Annotated in this window: 14 protein-coding genes; 7 read left to right on the plus strand and 7 right to left on the minus strand. The window is 73.9% G+C overall.

Features of this window, described 5'->3' with window-relative positions:
• Window positions 1–23 precede the first annotated feature (23 nt).
• A complete protein-coding gene (locus LG943_RS04695) occupies window positions 24–1,034 on the plus strand; it encodes a helix-turn-helix transcriptional regulator (protein ID WP_270070914.1) in 1,011 nt (336 codons plus the stop codon).
• Between the two features lie 13 nt (window positions 1,035–1,047).
• Here LG943_RS04695 and LG943_RS04700 read toward each other — a convergent pair whose 3' ends face one another.
• Together LG943_RS04700 and LG943_RS04705 are read right to left on the minus strand one after the other, a co-directional pair.
• Window positions 1,048–3,141, minus strand: a complete 2,094-nt coding sequence (locus tag LG943_RS04700; RefSeq protein ID WP_270070915.1) for a prolyl oligopeptidase family serine peptidase — start codon at window positions 3,139–3,141, stop codon at window positions 1,048–1,050.
• A 239-nt stretch (window positions 3,142–3,380) separates the two neighbouring features.
• Entirely contained in the window at window positions 3,381–4,703 is a 1,323-nt protein-coding gene (locus tag LG943_RS04705; RefSeq protein ID WP_270070916.1) for an FUSC family protein, read from the minus strand.
• Between the two features lie 117 nt (window positions 4,704–4,820).
• Here LG943_RS04705 and LG943_RS04710 point away from each other — a divergent pair, with 117 nt between their 5' ends.
• Window positions 4,821–6,179, plus strand: a complete 1,359-nt coding sequence (locus LG943_RS04710; RefSeq protein WP_270070917.1) for a PP2C family protein-serine/threonine phosphatase — start codon at window positions 4,821–4,823, stop codon at window positions 6,177–6,179.
• Window positions 6,180–6,194: 15 nt separating this feature from the next.
• Here the strand turns inward: LG943_RS04710 and LG943_RS04715 are convergent, their stop codons facing one another.
• The gene (locus LG943_RS04715) at window positions 6,195–6,443 is read right to left on the minus strand and encodes a DUF397 domain-containing protein (protein WP_270070918.1); all 249 of its coding nucleotides are present in this window, start codon (window positions 6,441–6,443) and stop codon (window positions 6,195–6,197) included.
• 5 nt (window positions 6,444–6,448) lie between these two features.
• Window positions 6,449–7,318, minus strand: coding sequence for a helix-turn-helix domain-containing protein (locus LG943_RS04720; RefSeq protein WP_270070919.1), 870 nt, complete (start codon window positions 7,316–7,318; stop codon window positions 6,449–6,451).
• Between the two features lie 197 nt (window positions 7,319–7,515).
• Between LG943_RS04720 and LG943_RS04725 the strand changes: the two genes are divergently transcribed.
• A complete protein-coding gene (locus LG943_RS04725) occupies window positions 7,516–8,040 on the plus strand; it encodes an ATP-binding protein (RefSeq protein WP_270070920.1) in 525 nt (174 codons plus the stop codon).
• A gap of 40 nt (window positions 8,041–8,080) precedes the next feature.
• On the opposite strand, the gene LG943_RS04730 is transcribed toward LG943_RS04725, so the two are convergent.
• Window positions 8,081–9,127: a LacI family DNA-binding transcriptional regulator gene (locus LG943_RS04730; protein WP_270070921.1), complete on the minus strand. Its 1,047-nt coding sequence runs from the start codon at window positions 9,125–9,127 to the stop codon at window positions 8,081–8,083.
• Window positions 9,128–9,545: 418 nt separating this feature from the next.
• Here LG943_RS04730 and LG943_RS04735 point away from each other — a divergent pair, with 418 nt between their 5' ends.
• Window positions 9,546–11,861 carry an AbfB domain-containing protein gene (locus LG943_RS04735; protein WP_270070922.1) on the plus strand — a complete coding sequence of 772 codons (2,316 nt, stop codon included), beginning with the start codon at window positions 9,546–9,548 and terminating at the stop codon, window positions 11,859–11,861.
• A 176-nt stretch (window positions 11,862–12,037) separates the two neighbouring features.
• Here LG943_RS04735 and LG943_RS04740 read toward each other — a convergent pair whose 3' ends face one another.
• Window positions 12,038–12,661 (minus strand): maleylpyruvate isomerase family mycothiol-dependent enzyme, encoded by a 624-nt coding sequence (locus LG943_RS04740; RefSeq protein WP_270070923.1) that lies wholly within the window; start codon window positions 12,659–12,661, stop codon window positions 12,038–12,040.
• Window positions 12,662–12,923: 262 nt separating this feature from the next.
• On the opposite strand from LG943_RS04740, the gene LG943_RS04745 reads away from it, so the two are divergent.
• Entirely contained in the window at window positions 12,924–13,148 is a 225-nt protein-coding gene (locus LG943_RS04745; protein WP_270070924.1) for an EF-hand domain-containing protein, read from the plus strand.
• Window positions 13,149–13,185: 37 nt separating this feature from the next.
• On the opposite strand, the gene LG943_RS04750 is transcribed toward LG943_RS04745, so the two are convergent.
• A complete protein-coding gene (locus tag LG943_RS04750; RefSeq protein ID WP_270070925.1) occupies window positions 13,186–13,659 on the minus strand; it encodes a hypothetical protein in 474 nt (157 codons plus the stop codon).
• 262 nt (window positions 13,660–13,921) lie between these two features.
• Between LG943_RS04750 and LG943_RS04755 the strand changes: the two genes are divergently transcribed.
• Window positions 13,922–14,749: a hypothetical protein gene (locus LG943_RS04755; RefSeq protein ID WP_270070926.1), complete on the plus strand. Its 828-nt coding sequence runs from the start codon at window positions 13,922–13,924 to the stop codon at window positions 14,747–14,749.
• Window positions 14,750–14,839: 90 nt separating this feature from the next.
• Window positions 14,840–15,553 (plus strand): hypothetical protein, encoded by a 714-nt coding sequence (locus LG943_RS04760; protein ID WP_270070927.1) that lies wholly within the window; start codon window positions 14,840–14,842, stop codon window positions 15,551–15,553.
• Window positions 15,554–15,646: the final 93 nt, after the last annotated feature.

Consider the following 15,646-nt stretch of genomic DNA (forward strand, 5'->3'; position numbering starts at 1 on the left):
CCATTCCTGCCAGACTCCCGCCCATGATCGAGACCTCGGCCCGGCTGCTGCGGCTGCTGGGCCTGTTGCAGTCCCGCACGGAGTGGTCGGGCGCCGAACTCGCCGAGCGGCTGGGGGTCAGCACCCGCACCGTCCGGCGCGACGTCGACCGCCTGCGCGGCCTGGACTACCCGGTGGAGGTCGATCTGGGACCCTCCGGCGGCTACCGGCTGGGCGCGGGCGGGCGCCTGCCGCCGCTGCTGCTGGACGACGAGGAGGCGGTGGCCGCCGCCGTCGCCCTGCGCACCGCCGCCGGAAGCAACGTCGCCGGGATCGGCGAGGCGGCGCTGCGCGCCCTGGTCAAGCTGCGCCAGGTGCTGCCGCCGCGCCTGCGCGGCCGGGTGGGCGCCCTGGACATCGCCATGGTGCGCGTCCCCGGCATGCCCTCGGTCGACGCCGGGGAGCTGGCCGCCATCGCCACCGCCTGCCGCGACCGGCGCGGCCTGCGGTTCGACTACCGCAGCCGCCCCGGCCGGGAGAGCGTGCGGCGGGTCGAGCCGCACCAGGTGGTGGTGTGGGGCGACCGCTGGTACCTGGTCGCCTGGGACCTCGACCGGGTCGACTGGCGCACGTTCCGGGTGGACCGCATGCGCCTGCGGCCCGGCACCGGCGCCCGGTTCGCCGCGCGCGAGGTGCCCGGCGGCGACGCGGCGGCGTTCGTCACCGCCAGCCTCGACCGCGCCTGGCCCCACCAGGCCACGGTGCGGCTGCACGCCCCGGCGGACTCCCCCACGGCCCGCCGCGCGCGGACCTACGGGCGCGTCGAGCCGGTGGACGAGCGCACCTGCCTGCTGCACTTCGGCGCCGACACCCTCCACTCCCTGGCCTTCCTGCTCGGCACGCTGGAGGAGGAGTTCGAGGTGGTGCGCCCGCCGGAGCTGGCCGCCGAACTCCGCCGCCTGGCCGCGCGCCTGGTGCGCGGCGCCGAGGCCGCGGAGGAGGAGGCGGTGGTGGAGGTGGAGAGGCGGGCGGACGCCCCGGCGGAACCGGGGTAGGGCGCCGTCCCGGCTAGCGCCCCTTGCCGCGCCCCTTGCCGCGCCCCCTGTCCGGATCGCGGCGGACGGCATTGCGCAGGCCGCGCCCGCCGTGCCGGGCGGCGCCCTTCCGCAGGTCGCGCAGGCCCGGCGCGCGGGCGGCGGTCGGGCCGGCGCCCGCGCCCTCGGTCGCGGGCGGCCGGGAAAGGCCCAGGAATTTCAGCACGTACCCGGTCTCGACCTCGCGGACGGCCTCGGCCACCTCCTTCGGGCGCCGGTCGGGGTTGTGGCCGTCGGCGAAGTCGGTGAAGGAGATGTTGTCCTTGCCGCGCTCGCGGACCGCGTCCTCGAACGCCTTGGCCTGGCGGAAGCCGTAGCGGGTGTCCAGGGTGTAGCGGAGGACGTGCATCCTGCCGGTGATGCCGTCGCTGTTGAGCCGCGCCGAGGCCCGCTCCCATGCCTCGGGCGAGGCGTCCGGCGGCCCGCCGAAGTGGGTCTCGTGGGTGATGCGCATGGACAGCGCCGCCTTGGGGTCGGCGTGGTTGATCTCGGGGGCGAGCAGCGGGCCGCCGCAGACCCCGTTGGGAAAGCCCCGCGTCATGAGCAGTGCGACCAGGAATCCGCCGTAGGAGAACCCGTAGCCGGTCATGTGGTCGGGGTTGACCGCCCGTTCCGGGTTGGCCCGGCCCCGGGCCACGACGGCCTCGACGGCGGCTTGCAGGTGGTCCACCTCGGTGGTGCCCGCCCTGCCGTAGATGCTGGTGCGCCAGGCGCGGCCGTACCCGCCCGACCCCGCGTAGTCCGGCATCACCAGCACCGCGCCCGCCTTGACCGCCGTCTGGGAGACCTCCGAGGGCGGCGCGTTGGGGATGCTGGAGACCGGCCCGCCGTGCACGTCGAGCAGCAGCGGGTAGCCGCCCGGCGGCGGTGGGGCGGTGGGGGTCACCACCACGACCGACAGGCGGCCGTTCTCGGGTACCGCAACATCCACCCACATGCGCTGCACGCGGGCCTCGCCGGGTCCCAGCAGCGGCGGCTTGGACGGGGCGAACGGGAAGACCGCGCCGGAGGTGGAGCGGTACTCCCCCGCGCTGAACATGTTCTGCCACCGGTACTCGACGCTGCCGTCGGGGCGGGCGGCCACGTCCTTCAGCGTGCCGGGCTCGGTGGGCACCAGGGTGGGCGGGGCATCGGGCCGGGTGGTGTCGAACCTGTAGACGCGCTGGTCGAAGCCGTCGTTGAACACCGCCAGCGCGGTCCACCCGTCGGGCGCGTAGCGCGCCTCGGTCAGCCACCACGAGGTCCAGCGCTGGTACAGCTCCCCGACGACGCCTTCCCTGGAGAGGCGGCGCTCGTCGGCGGGGTCGTCGGCGTCGGCCACCACCAGGCTCCGCAGGTCGTCGTCGGGGCCTTCGCGGAACAGCAGGAGTTCGTGGGAGGCGGGGTCCGTGCTGAACTGGATCGGGACGACCGACACGCCCTCGCGGTCGCCCACCCGCCGGACGGGGGAGCCGTCGGCGGTGCGGCGGACGTCGGCCCACGCGCCGCCGATGACGCCGTTGACGAAGGCGACGAGCGTGCCGTCGGCCGACAGCATCGGCCCGTTGAGGAGCGCGGTGTCGTCGGCCGCGATCTCGCGCACGGTGCCCTCCGTGCTCTCCGTGCCCTCCCGTTCGGCCACGTAGACCCCGAACCGCTTCCCGCCGGGCGGGAGTTCGCCGTCGAACTCCATGCAGAACGCGAACTTCCCGGCACGGGCCGAGCCGCCGAGGTAGCGGCCGGGCGGGAGGCCGGGCGCGACGGGGGCCTCGTCACCGGGGGCGCTGGCGAAGGGCTGGCTCACCCAGGTCCCGTCCTCGGAACCGGGGTGGGTGGGCTTGAACCAGTACACGGTCTCGCCGTCCGCCGAGATGACGGCGTCCGCGGCGTTGTGCTCCAGGTCGGTCAGCCGACGCCGCTCGCCGGTGGTCCGGTCCCAGGAGTAGACCGCCCACTTGCCGGGCTCGTCGTCCGGCGGTTCCTCGCGGTAGCAGTAGATGCTCCGGTCGGGCCGCCGCTCCGCGGTCCTCAGCTCCGCCGTGTCGCCCTGTTCGCGGGGCGCCCCCAGCGCCGTCGCCGCGTCGTCCATGGCACACCCCTCTCCCCGCCGCGCGCGGACCGCCTCGGCCGGGTGTCGACTCCGTTGTCGTCAGGCGGATCCTACGGGAGGCGGATCCACGGGAGTCGGCGTCCCGGCCCTTCTCAGCGCGGGTGCGGGGTGGAGGGGGTGGGGTGGTGGGGGTGGGGGTGCGGGCGGACCGAAGGATCGGGGGATCAGGGGATCGGGGGATCGGGGGCGAGGGCCGGGGCGATCAGGAGCGGGGCGCGTCACCCGCGCCGGCCGCGCTCGGTGGTCTCGTCGTGCTCGTCGTGCTCGCCGGGCTCACTGCCCGCCTCGCGTTCGACCGTCCGCCGCAGGACGTCGCACGTGTACTGGAACTCCTCCTGGAGCCGGGTGGCGTCCACCAGCAGGGTGGCGTACGGGCTGGTGCGGTCGGTCAGCGGCAGGTCGGCCTGCGAGACGTGGTCGGCCAGCCCCTGGGCGTACTCCTCGACCTGGTCCACCTTGCGGCACAGGTCCTCGGTCTGCTCGGCCAGCCGCTCCTCCTCCACCTCGCCAAGGTCGCGGGTGACCTCGGCGGCCGAGGCGAGGAAGTCGGCGTAGCGCCCCAGGAACTCCGTCCGGTCGGGACCGGCCTCGGTCTGGGCGACCGACACGTCCAGGGTGCGGGCCACCGACGCCAACTGGTAGCCGACCCGGTCGAGGGCGTCGACCACCTCCGCGTAGCCCGTGAACGACGTGTGCCCCCGGTTGCGCCGCAGCAGGCGGCGCGGGTTGTAGTACACGCTCTCCTCGGCCGTCCGCACCGCCGACCTGGCCTGGTCCACCTGGCGGCCGAGGTTGTTGGCGCGGCTGCGCCACTGCGCGGTCCGCTCCTCGTCCAGGGAGCCCTCGCGCAGCGGCGGGTGCATGTCGGAGATCAGGTCGCACATGACGTGCGCGAGCGCGCGCACGCCGTATTCCGCGCTGCGGAACCGCATCGGCGGCAGCACCAGCAGGTTCACCAGCACGCCGACCCCGCACCCCACGCACACCAGCAGCACGATCTGGCCCAACTGCGCCAGCCGGTCCAGCGGCGTGGTGGCCGTGACGTACATGGAGAACGCGAAGAACGCCGCCGTGGCCACCTGCGAGCCCTGCGAGCCCAGCCGGGGCCACCGCCCGATGACCAGCGCCCCCAACGCGACCAGCGCGAACGTCAGCACGTCCGACCCCGCCAGGAACCCGAACACCCCTTGGAGGGCCACCCCCAGCACCACCGCGCCCAGGTAGCGCAGCGACTGCGCCACCGACTGGTACACCGTCACCTGCATCATCAGCACCGCCGAGAACGGCGCGAACGCCGGTGCCTGGGCGCGCATGCCGTAGTAGGCGATGGCCCAGGCGATGGTAGCGGCCAGCGTGCTCTTGGCGATCATCAGCAGGACGTTGCGCTCGTGGCCGTCGGACCGCGCGCGGTGCAGCCACTGCCGGGCGCGCGACCACCGGTCGATGGACGCGGGCGCCAGTCCGGTCCGCTCCGAGGGGCGCCGCGACCGGCGCGGCGACCCCGACGACTGCGACGACTGCGACGACCCCGATGAACCCATGCTCCGCTGCCTCCTGCCTCTGCCCTGCGCTCCCGTGCCGCCGCGCGGGACCGGCGGCCGGGCCGCGCGCTCACGTCGGCTCCCGCCCTCCTCCGGATAACCGCGAACGCCGCGAACATGTCGCATTCGGTGCGTGTCGGCGGCAACGGCCTGTCGGTCGTGGCCCCGCCGCGCCCGGTGGCCGAGACTGAGGCGGGGGTGGTGGGGGCGATGGCGGACGGCGAATCGGAGACGGCCGTGGCCGGGCTGCGGCTGCTGGCCGAGGTCAGCACGGTGGTGGGCAGCAGTCTGGACGGCGAGGACGTACTGCGCCGCCTCGCCCGCCTGGTGGTGCCCGAACTCGCCGACTGGTGCGTGGTGGACCTCATCGGCGAGGAGATGCGCCGGGTGGCGCTGGTGCACCGCGACCCCGACGTGCGCCCCGCCCCCTACACCGCCGGAATGACGCTGCCCGCGCCCGACCCGGTGGCCGCCAGCCCGGTCGAGCGGGTCCTGGCCGGTGAGGGGCCGCTGGTCGTCACCGACTTCCCCGCCGCCCGGAGCCCGCTGGGCCGCGAGCACCGGCAGCTCATCGACGCCTTCGGCGCCCACACCGAGGTGCTGGTGCCGCTGCGCGTGCGCGGCCGGGTGCTGGGGGTGCTGGGGCTGGTGCGGACCTCGCCCGAGCGCCCGGTGACGGACGAGGATCTGGGGCTGATTCAGGACATCGCCCACCGCGCCGCGATCGCGCTGGACAACGCCCGCCTGTACGCGTCGGTGCGCGGCGCCGCCCAGGACTTCCAGCGCGCGCTGCTGCCCCACCTGCCGGACCTGGGACCGCTGGAACTCGCCGCGCGCTACCTGCCCGCGCAGGACGAGGTGGAGGTGGGCGGCGACTGGTACGACGCGTTCGTGCTGCCCGACGGCGCCGCCGCGCTGGCCGTGGGCGACGTCTGCGGCCACGACCAGACCGCCGCCGTGGATATGTCCAAGCTCCAGAACATGCTGCGCGCGCTGGCCTGGGACCGCGCGGAGCCGCCGAGCGGGATCGTGCGGCGGCTGGACGTGCTCATGGACCTGCTGGGGGCCAAGACCGCGACGGCCGTGTTCGGCCGCCTCCACGGCCCCGACGGGGGGCCGTGGTCCTGGACGTGGAGCAACGCCGGGCATCTGCCGCCGCTGCTGCTGACCCCCGACGCCCGCACCCGCTACCTCGGCGGCGACCCCGACCTCATGCTGGGCACCGGGGTGCCGATGCCGCGCACCGATCGCACCGAGACCCTGCGGCCGGGGTGCACCCTGCTGCTCTACAGCGACGGGCTGGTCGAGCGGCGCGGGGAGTCCCTGTCGCGGGGGATGGTCCGGCTGCGCCAGCAGCTCGCGCTGCGCGCCCGCGAGCCGGTGGAGACGCTGTGCGACGCGCTGCTGGAGAGCATGGTCCCGCAGCGCGGCGACGACGTGGTCCTGCTGGCCCTGCGGGTGCCCGAGGGCGGGTGAGGGCGTGTGGGCGGTTTACAGTTCGGCGGCGCGAGCGGCGGCGAGGAAGGCGTCCCATTCGGCGGCGGGGAAGGCGAGGTGGCCGCGCTCGGGGTGCTTGGAGTCGCGAATGGCGGCCCCGGCGGGGAGGTCCGCGACCTCGACACAGTCGCCATTCACACCGCTGTGGCTGCTCTTGCGGAAGGACGGCGGCAGCGTGGCGACCTCGACGCAGTTTACATCGCGGCCACTGTAGCTACTCTTCCGGAATACCAATTCCTTCATCGCTGTCAGTTACTTTCTAGATGATCGATGTGAGCTTTGATAAAGGCAGCCGATTCAGATGAACTGCTAGCCGAACCCTGAATGTCGCCAAAGGTCGCCGAGTACGACTCGACCACGTCTGGTTCCTCAAGATAGAGGGCGTCGGTCAACGTAGGAACACACACGATCGTCGGATCGAGGGGACTGGGGAAGCTCATGATGACGAACGGTGCAGTCAGCCCCGCATGCGCTCCCTTGCTGAAGGGAAGCACTTGGACGTCGATGTGAGGCATCTGCGCCATGTGTAACAGGTACCTCAACTGCTGGAGCATGACTTCCTTGCCACCGATAAGGCGATGGAACGCCGCCTCATCGATAACCGCTCGCAGGTGCACGGGATCGAACCGCGTGAGAATGTCCCGGCGTGCCATACGGGCATCGACTTGACGCTTGACCTCTTCCTGGTTGGCATACCGGGCGCCGTGAAAGATCGCTTCGGTGTACTCAGGGATCTGTAGCAGTCCAGGAATCACCTGCGCCTCGTACGTGCGCAGGTTCGATGCTTCGGCCTCGAAGTCGGGAAGCGTCTCGTTGCGGAAGACGTCTTTGTACTTGGCCCACCAACCGCGCTCCTTGGCGTCGCGAGCGAGTTGGTGGAGGGCTCCCCGCTTCTCGGCGTCGTCCACCTTGTACAGATCCAGCAGCTTATCGAGATCTGCGGGCTTTACCGACTTCGTCTCAGCATTCTCAATCATGCTGAGCTTCCCGACCGCCCAGCCGAGTTCCCTGGCGGCCTGGACCGCCGTGAGAGGCACCTCGATCCGAGCGCGGCGCAGCTCCGCCGAGAGTCGGCGACGCCGGAGGGAGGGACTGCGGGGGTGCTGCTGCATGATCATGAGCCTATCGCGATACGAAAAGTATGAAGTTCATAAGTTCTGCTTGACTTGCATGAGCTTCAAGATGACCATGGCAAGTGAGACCAGTCACTGTGGTTCCGCCCAGCGGTACTACGCACCGTCTCAGCCACACGCTCGTCCTCATGCTTGAAGGAGTCGCCGTGCCCGTCCCTCCTGCCCTCAATCAGCTACCGTCCGTGACGATACCGCTCGGCCTACTGGTCCCCTGGCAGAAAGAGCATTACTTCGACCCCACCGCACCCCGCATCAACTTCCGCTGCCGGGCCCACACCTTCTGGGGCGACACCGCCCTCTTCCCGCTCGTCCACGCCTTCCTCGACGCCTGCGCATCCGACCAGCCCGACGACTACCGCTACGTCTTCAACCTCCTCGGCAGCGAACTGGCCGCCAACGCCATCCGGCACTCCCTCTCGGGCGACCCCGGCGGCACCTACACCCTGCGCGTGGACCGCTCCGCCACCGGCATGACCGTGACCTGCCGCGACGCCGGAATACCCGTGGACCGCCCGTGGGACATCCGCAACCGCCGCTACCTCTCCCCCGACCCCAACGCCCTCAACCCCGAGGTCGACGCCGGGCGGGGCCTGGCCCTGATCGACCTCCTGTCCACCTCCTGGGGCGACAACGGCATGGTCACCCACCGCCATGTCTGGTTCCACCTGGACTACGACATGTCCGACAACGCCTGGTCCACCGCCTGAAGCGGACCGGGGGCCGGGGCCAGGGGCGGGCGGGCAGCGCTCAAGGGCGCCCGAGGGTGCTCTCGCGGGGGATCAGGGCGAACCCGGGCCGGATGTGGCGCGGGGGCTCGGGAGACACGGGAGACACGGACGACTCGGGGGTCGCGGCGGGGCCGGGGCGCAGGCGGGCGAGGAGGGCGTCCACCGCCTCCCGGGCGATCGCCTGCTTGTGGGGAGCGATGGTGGTCAGGGTGGCCGCGCAGTAGCGGCCGTCCTCGATGTCGTCAAACCCCACCACCGCCACGTCCTCGGGCACGCGCAGCCCGCGTTCGCCCAGCGTGCGCATGGCCCCGATCGCGACCAGGTCGTTGTAGCAGAACACCGCGTCGGGCGCGGCCCCCGAATCCAGCAGGCGGGCCATCGCCCGCGCCCCGTCGGCGCGGGTGTAGCCGTCCGTGGTGGCCACCAGGTCCTCCCCGGCCGCCGCGCCCGCCGCCGACACCTCCTCCCGCCAGCCGCGCAGCCGCAGGTGCGCGGGCTGGCGGGTGCGGCCGTGGCGGGCGCCAAGGAACGCGATACGCCGCCGCCCCAGCTCCAGCAGGTGCCGCGTCGCCGCGCGGGCGGCGGCCACGTTGTCGATGGCGATGTGGTCGTAGGGCGCCTCGTACTCCCGCTCGCCCAGCAGCACCAGCGGCGCGTCGGAGCCGCGCGCGGCCAGGTCCTCGTTCTCCAGCTCGATCGGGCTCAGGATCAGCCCGTCGATCAACCCGGCGCGCACGCCCCGGATGAACAGCACCTCCTGGTCGCGCCGCCCGTGGGTGTGGTCCAGCAGCACGGTGTAGTCCCGGCCGGCCGCGTAGGCGATGACCTCCTCGGCCAGCTCGGCGAAGTAGGGGTTGCCCAGCTCGGGCAGCGCGAGCGCGATGATGCCGGTGCGCCCGGCGCGCAGGTGGCGGGCGGTGAGGTTGGGGCGGTAGCCGAGTTCGTCAATGGCCTGCTGCACGCGCCGCCGCGTGGCCGGGGTGACGTGGCGGTAGCCGTTGACGACGTTGGACACCGTCTTGGCCGAGACCCCGGCGCGCTCCGCGACGTCCTTGAGACCGACCACACCGCCCCCTTCGCCCGTGGAGCCGCCGCCGGGCGCGTCAGGGGCGGCGGCGCCGCCCGCTCCGGCTGTGCTCGCTCCGGCTGTGCTCGCTCCGGCTGCCCGCTCCGGCTCTGCCCGGATTTCCATCGTTATACAGCACGGCCCAGCCCGCCACCCCGGCTTGCCAACCCCGCCCCGCCACCCCGACCTTCAACCCGACTCCGCAGCTCGGCGCCGCACCCGGCGCCCGCGCGCGGGAGGGCGGGGCGGCGGCGGACGGGCCGGACCCCGTCCGCGACTCTGGACAGCGGACGGTGACTGTGCTCTCATCGTGGGTGAACCCGGGTTTTCCACGTTGTAAAAGCGCGACGCAGGCCGGAGCGAGTGGCGGACACGACCCGCTCCCGCTCCGGCCGTCCCCCCGTTCCGGAGGCCCCCCATGAGACTCCGCCCCTCCGATCCCCCGGCCCCTCCCCCCGCCCGCATCCGCACCGCCGCACCGGCCGCCGTCCTCGCGGCGGCCCTCTCCGCCGCCCTGCTGGCCCCCGCCACACCCGCAGCCGCCGCCGAATGGCAGCCGCTGGAGCCCCCGCTCACCACCCCGTGGACCGACGACGTCTCGCCCGACAACGCCCTGCCCGAGTACCCGCGCCCGCAACTGGAGCGGCCCGACTGGCGGAACCTGAACGGCGTGTGGCAGTGGGCGCCCGCCGCCGAGGGCGAGGCGCCGCCGATCGGCGAGGAACTGGACCGCGACATCCTCGTGCCCTACCCGGTGGAGTCGGCGCTGTCGGGCGTCGGCGAGGACACCGACCGCATGTGGTACCGCCGCACCTTCACCGTGCCCGACTCCTGGGACGGCCGCCGCGTGCTGCTCCATTTCGACGCCGTGGACTGGCGCGCCGACGTCTGGGTGAACGGCACCGAGGTGGGCGGCCACTCCGGCGGCTACGACCGGTTCTCCCTCGACGTCACCGACGCCCTGCGCGAGGGCGACAACGAGGTGGTCGTGGGCGTGCACGACCCCACCGACGCCGGGTCCCAGCCGGTCGGCAAGCAGCGCGACGAGCCCGGCGGGATCTTCTACACCTCCTACACCGGCATCTGGCAGACGGTGTGGCTGGAACCGGTCGCCCCCGCCCACGTCACCCGGGTGGACCTCACCCCCGACGTGCCCGGGGAGCGGCTGGACGCGGTGGTCCACGCCGAGCGCGCGGGCGGCACCACCGCCCGCGTGACCGTGCGCGACGGCGACACCGTGGTAGGCAGCGCGCGCGGGCGCCCCGGCGCCGAGATCTCTGTGCCGGTGCCCGACCCGCACCTGTGGTCGCCCGGCGACCCGTTCCTCTACGACGTGGAGGTCACCCTGGAGCGGCGGGGCCGGGTGGTGGACCGCGTGGCGAGCTACGCGGGCATGCGCTCGATCGACACCGCCGAGGTGGACGGCGTGGTGCGCCCGGTCCTCAACGGCGAGTACGTGTTCCAGATGGGCACGCTCGACCAGGGGTACTGGCCCGACGGCATCGCGACCGCGCCCACCGACGAGGCGCTGCGCTTCGACATCCAGGCGCACAAGGAGCTGGGCTACAACACCATCCGCAAGCACGTGAAGGTGGAGCCCGACCGCTGGTACTACTGGGCCGACCGGCTGGGCGTGCTGGTCTGGCAGGACATGCCCTCCATGGCCGAGGTGCCCGACGCCGCCGGGCGCGAGCAGTTCGAGACCGAGCTGCGCGAGATGATCGACCAGCACCGCAGCTCCCCCGCCATCACCCACTGGATCCCGTTCAACGAGGGGTGGGGGCAGTACGACGGCGCCCGCATCGCCGACGAGGTGGCGGCCATGGACCCCTCGCGCCTGGTCACCGGCGCTTCGGGCTGGCACGACACCGGCAACGGCGACGTGATCGACTCCCACATCTACACCGGGCCGGGCGACCCGGCCCCGGCCACCGGCACGCGCGCCTCGGTGCTGGGCGAGTACGGCGGCCTGGGGCTGCGGGTGGAGGGCCATGAGTGGAGCCCCGGCAACGGGTTCGGCTACGAGATGGTGTCCGACGGCGCGTCGCTCACCCACCGCTACACCGGCATGCTCGCCGGGCTCCAGCGGCTGGAGCGCACCAACGGGCTGTCGGGCGCGATCTACACCGAGATCACCGACGTGGAGAACGAGCTGAACGGGCTCTACACCTACGACCGCCGCGAACTGAAGGTGGACCCGGAGGCGGTGCGGGCCGCGCACGAGGACCTGATCGCGGGGCGGCCGGTGAGCGAGGCGGCCGACCTGCCCGCCGGGGAGTGGCGCTCGCTGCGGGTCACCACGCCGGGGCACACCGACCGCTACATCCGCCACGCGGACGGGCTGGGGTTCACCGCCGTGGTGGACGGGTCCGGGTCCGACCTGCTGAAGGCCGACGCCACGTGGAAGATGGTGCCCGGCCTGGCCGACGACGCCTGCTATTCGCTGGAGTCGCGCAACTACCCCGGCGAGTACCTGCGCCACCGCGAGGACCGGGTGCGGCGCGACGCCGACGACGGGACGCGGCTGTTCGACCAGGACGCCACGTGGTGCGCGGTGCCGGGGCTGTCGGGCACCGGGGTGTCGCTGCGGTCCTACAACTACCCCGACCATTTCCTGCGGCACTACGACTCCGAGCTGTGGCTGGCCGGGATGGGCGGGCCGCAGCCCTACGACACCGCCGAACTGTTCGCCGAGGACGCGAGCTGGGCGGTGGCCGACCCGTGGGCGCCGTGACGGCCGTGGCGGTCGTGACGGCCGCGCGCCCCTGAAGGACCGGCGTCGGCGGTTCGCCCCGCCGCCGGCGCCGCCCCGCCGCCCGCTCGCACCCGTCCGGCGAGCGGGCGGCGGACTGCGGAGGGCCGGACGCGGGTGTCGGGCCGGGCAAGCGGGTGTCAGGCAGGCGGTAAGGGTCAGGCCGGGCAGCGGGAGCGGAGTTCAGCGACGCCCTCGCCGGTGAGGTCGTCGCAGAACGCGGCGCGGCCGGTCATGGCCATGATGAGGGCGATCGTGGGACCCGACACCAGCAGGCCGTCGCCGCCGCTGAAGTCGGTGTCGGTGGCCTCCAGCCGCAGGCCCTTCACACGGGACTTGGCCTCCACCACGAAGTCGCTGCCGTGGTAGTAGGCGGCCAGGCGGGTGAGGACCTCGGGCGGGTGGTCGCGGCGCAGGCCCAGCGGGCGGCGGATGTCCTCGCCGTGGACCACGGCCTCGCCCAGGTTGGCGATGGGCGGCAGCGGCGAGGTGGTGCTGGTGACCACGCGGCGGAAGCGGTCGAGGGTGTCGGCCGGTGAGGAGCCCAGGTGCTCCCGCAGCCGCATGGCGACCATGGCGTCGAAGTCGAACCGGCAGCGCAGCACGCCCACCAGCCAGCGCGCCATGTTCAGACTGGCCCCGGCGGTGAGGTGGGCCAGGACCTCGCGCACCGACAGGCCCGCGCACAGCGAGGGCGTGGCCCAGTCGGCATCGCTGAGACCGCCGAGGTCGGCGGCCAGCGCGGCGCGCTCGGAGTGGACCAGGGGCCAGAGTTCGTTCATACGTACGACCCTACTGACCGGGTACGACAACGGCCGGGTACGACAAGCGGGTGCGGCGGGTGCGGCGGTGCGCGCCGAGCCGCGTCGGCCCCCGGCCGCCTCCGTACTGAACCCTCCGGCCCACCCCCATCGCCGGCCGCGTTTCCGTTCCCCGGCCGCGTCCCGGATCCCGGGCCGCGCGGGCGCACCGGTAGCCTTTCCGGGCGGCTCCCCCGGCCGCGCACCGACGACCCCCCGCAGATCCCGCAGAAGGGTGGCGACCATGGCCGACTCCACCGAGCACGCCGAGTACGCCGAGACGTTCGCGCTTGTCGACGGCGACGACGACGGCCTGATCTCCGCCGACGAGTTCGCCGACCTGCTGGCCCGCCTGGGCCAGGGCCGCGACACCGAGCGGGCCGCCGCCGCCGTGGCGGTGCTGGACTCCGACGGCGACGGCCGGGTCTCCCTGGCGGAGTTCACCCGCTACATGGCCCAGGGCGGCTGATTCCGCCGCCCCCGGGGCACCCGGGCGCGGCGCGTCCTCACCGGCGGAACCGCCCGGAGGGGCCGAAGTAGTCGTCGTAGAGGTCGCCGCCGCGCCGGACCCCCACCACCGTCAGCACCGCCAGCAGGATCACGCCTCCGGCGATCGGCAGCAGCGACGCCCGGAAGTTCGCCGCCCGCTGCTCCTCCACGGTCTCGAAGCACACCCACCGGTCGGTCGTGACGCAGTGCGGCTCGAAGGCGGCGATGAGGTAGCCGCCGAGCGCGATCAGCCCGAACGCCGCCGCCACCCCCGCGAACCAGGCCAGGACCAGCGCGGCGTCGGTGGCCGCGAAGCTGCGCGGCACCAGCCAACCGCCCACCACGCACCCGGCCATGATCAGCGGGAAGCCGACGGCCGGGATCAGCCACGTCTGGAAGCCCACGGCGGCCGGGACGAGCACCATCGCGGCGGGCACCGACACGTACAGCCCCAGCCGGACGCTCTCCCAGAAACCCAGGTGGCGCTCCACCGGCGTCCTCCTTCGCTCGTGGCGTTCAGGCGTGCGGGCGGGCGCCCGCGTGCGCCCGGTGACAGCATGCCCGTTTTCCCGCGCCGCCGCCGCGCCGCGCGCCCGCGTCGCCGCAGTTGGCGGCCGGGTTTCCGCCCTCTCCGCTCTTGACACGACCGTGACCGATGGTTTACCCCACCGTTGCCGGGTAGGCGCTCCGACACAGCCTTACGGGGTCCGCGCCGCGGATCCCGACCAGGGAACGAGGAGGCCGAAGAACGATATGAGCACCGGCCTGATCATCGCGATCGTCGTGATCGTGCTGCTGGTCGCCGCGGTGGCGGTCGCGGTGGCGGTCATCCTGCCCCGGCAGCGCACCCGGCACCTGCGCCAGCGGTTCGGCCCCGAGTACGACCGGGCCGTCCAGGAGCACGGCAGCCGCGCCGCCGCCGAGCGGGAGCTGGCCGCGCGCGAGAAGAAGCACGCGCAACTCGACCTGAAACCCCTCTCCGAGCCGTCCCGGCGGGGGTACGAGACCGGCTGGGCGCGCATCCAGGAGCAGTTCGTGGACACCCCGGCGGAGTCCGTCCGCGAGGCGCACGACCTGCTCACCCGCCTCATGACCGAGCGCGGCTACCCCACCGAGGACGACGACCGGCGGATCGCGGCGCTGTCCGTGGAGCACGCGGGCACCCTGGACCGGTACCGCGAGGCCCGCGCGATCAGCCGCCGCACCGGCAGCGGCGAGGCGTCCACCGAGGACATGCGCAACGCGATGGTGCACTACCGGGCGCTGTTCACCGAACTGCTGGCCAACGGCACCACCGGCAGCACCCCCGCCGACGCGGCGGGCCGCTCCGCCCACGACCGGCCGGGGCACGGCACCGGCCACCATGCCGGACACGACGCCGGGCACAGCCCTGGGCACGACGCCGGGCACGACCGCACCGGCCGGACCGACCACGGCACCGCGCCGCCTGCCCCGCGCACCGGTGAGCAGGCCGCGCCGGGCGTGACCGCCGCCTCCGGCACCGCCCCCGGCGCCCACGCCCGCCCGTCGGGCGCCCCGGCGGAGTCCGACGAGCACCGCCGCCACGGCCCCGCGCACTAGCCGGTGCCGCGCGGCGCGCTCCGGCCGGAGCCGCACCGACCTCCCGGCGCGCCCCGCGCGCGCCGCCCCGAGCGAAGGGAGACCCCTCCCATGAGCAGTCCCACACCGAGTTCCAGCCCCCGTCCCGGCGGCCCGCTGAACCACCCGCACGACCCGGCCGCCCCCGGCGTGCCCGGTGCCGCAGGCGCCCGCGACGACGTCCACGCCGTGGGCTCCGACGGCACGGTGACCCCGGGCGGCACCGGCCAGACCGGCGACGCCGCGAGGCACCGCGCGGAGGACCGCTACGCGGCCGAGACCGGCACCCGCACCCCGCCCACCCGGGCCACGACCATCGGCAGCGCCGAACGGCGCGGGTCCGCCCGCTCCGGATCCGGCCCGCAGAGCACGCCCGCCGGGGGCGGCGCCACCGGTTCCCCGCCGCACGGCTCCCCGGCGGGCGCCGAGGCCGCCTCCGACGGCCACACGGCCGCACCGGTGGCCTCCGACCGGGCGGCGAGCACCGCGCCGCGCGGCGACGGCGCCGACGTCCTCACGCTGTTCTCCGAGGAGGACCGCAAGCGGTTCCAGGACAAGTGGCGCGACGCCCAGGGCGACTTCGTGGACGACCCGCGCGCGGCCGTGCACACCGCCGACGAACTCGTGGACGAGGTGCTGCGCACGCTCACCGCGAAGTTCACCGACCACAAGCGCACCCTTGAGGCGCAGTGGTCGCACCAGGGCGAGGCCGACACCGAGACCCTGCGCACGGCGATGCGCAGCTACCGGACGTTCTTCCAGCAGTTGCTCCAGACCCGCAACTGACCCGCTCCCCCTCCGCCCGCCCCGGCCGTGGCCGGGGCGGGCTTCGGCTGTCGGGGCGCGGGCGCGGAGTGCCGGGGGCGCGCCGCGAAGCGG

Origin of the sequence: Streptomonospora mangrovi (assembly GCF_027604915.1) — a bacterium.
Lineage (GTDB): Bacteria > Actinomycetota > Actinomycetes > Streptosporangiales > Streptosporangiaceae > Streptomonospora > Streptomonospora mangrovi.

Excerpts from the sequence above, each read along its gene's own strand:
- LG943_RS04720 (WP_270070919.1), bottom strand. The coding sequence starts at position 7,318 with ATGATCATGCAGCAGCACCCCCGCAGTCCCTCCCTCCGGCGTCGCCGA.
- LG943_RS04755 (WP_270070926.1), top strand. The coding sequence starts at position 13,922 with ATGAGCACCGGCCTGATCATCGCGATCGTCGTGATCGTGCTGCTGGTC.
- LG943_RS04715 (WP_270070918.1), bottom strand. The coding sequence starts at position 6,443 with ATGAAGGAATTGGTATTCCGGAAGAGTAGCTACAGTGGCCGCGATGTA.
- LG943_RS04740 (WP_270070923.1), bottom strand. The coding sequence starts at position 12,661 with ATGAACGAACTCTGGCCCCTGGTCCACTCCGAGCGCGCCGCGCTGGCC.
- LG943_RS04760 (WP_270070927.1), top strand. The coding sequence starts at position 14,840 with ATGAGCAGTCCCACACCGAGTTCCAGCCCCCGTCCCGGCGGCCCGCTG.
- LG943_RS04735 (WP_270070922.1), top strand. The coding sequence starts at position 9,546 with ATGAGACTCCGCCCCTCCGATCCCCCGGCCCCTCCCCCCGCCCGCATC.
- LG943_RS04700 (WP_270070915.1), bottom strand. The coding sequence starts at position 3,141 with ATGGACGACGCGGCGACGGCGCTGGGGGCGCCCCGCGAACAGGGCGAC.
- LG943_RS04705 (WP_270070916.1), bottom strand. The coding sequence starts at position 4,703 with ATGGGTTCATCGGGGTCGTCGCAGTCGTCGCAGTCGTCGGGGTCGCCG.
- LG943_RS04710 (WP_270070917.1), top strand. The coding sequence starts at position 4,821 with ATGTCGCATTCGGTGCGTGTCGGCGGCAACGGCCTGTCGGTCGTGGCC.
- LG943_RS04695 (WP_270070914.1), top strand. The coding sequence starts at position 24 with ATGATCGAGACCTCGGCCCGGCTGCTGCGGCTGCTGGGCCTGTTGCAG.
- LG943_RS04745 (WP_270070924.1), top strand. The coding sequence starts at position 12,924 with ATGGCCGACTCCACCGAGCACGCCGAGTACGCCGAGACGTTCGCGCTT.